The organism is Shigella sp. FC1567 (assembly GCF_001743015.1).
GTDB classification, from domain to species: Bacteria; Pseudomonadota; Gammaproteobacteria; order Enterobacterales; family Enterobacteriaceae; genus Escherichia; species Escherichia coli.
Window position 1 is genome coordinate 1 of sequence record NZ_MIIV01000363.1, and the last position, 639, is coordinate 639.

Genomic DNA, 639 nt, shown 5'->3' on the forward strand with positions numbered 1-639 from the left:
GCCTGCCAGCAAGCCAGCGTCCCATCTGGTAGCCTCTCCGGGTTGCCATTGTGGCGATGCTTCTTGCTCCGGCCGAACCATGGCTGATGCCATGTAGCTCAAGTACCTGACTGCGTAATACAGCCCGTCTGCCGTCTGGTTTTTCAGGACGGTTTTTCCAGTATCTGTAGCTGCTGCGATGAACCCCGAACACTTGGCAGAGTGTGACCACAGGATAATGCGCTCTGAGTTTCCCGATTATCGAGAACTGTTCAGGGAGTCTGACATCAAGAGCGCGGTAGCCTTTTTTAATATTTCATTCTCCATTTCAATGCGTTGTAGCTTTTTCCTCAGCTTACGTATTTCGATTTGTTCTGAACCGCCCCGGGAATCCTGGAGACTAAACTCCCTGAGAAAGAGGTAAACAGGATGACTAAAAATACTCGTTTTTCCCCCGAAGTCCGTCAGAGGGCGATTCGTATGGTTCTGGAAAGTCAGGGCGAATATGACTCACAGTGGGCGGCAATTTGTTCCATTGCCCCAAAGATTGGCTGTACACCGGAGACTCTGCGTGTCTGGGTACGCCAGCATGAGCGGGATACCGGAGGCGGTGATGGCGGGCTCACCACCGCTGAACGTCAGCGTCTGAAAGAGCTGGAA

At 52.4% G+C, this 639-nt stretch carries 1 protein-coding gene and 1 pseudogene; one reads left to right on the forward strand and one right to left on the reverse strand.

What is annotated here, in order from left to right; all coding sequences use genetic code 11:
• A pseudogene (locus BHE85_RS17840) lies at positions 1–354 on the reverse strand (IS3 family transposase); the annotation flags it as partial.
• A gap of 54 nt (positions 355–408) precedes the next feature.
• On the opposite strand from BHE85_RS17840, the gene BHE85_RS17845 reads away from it, so the two are divergent.
• Positions 409–639: IS3 family transposase (locus tag BHE85_RS17845; RefSeq protein WP_023147292.1), on the forward strand; the 231-nt coding region annotated here is incomplete at its 3' end.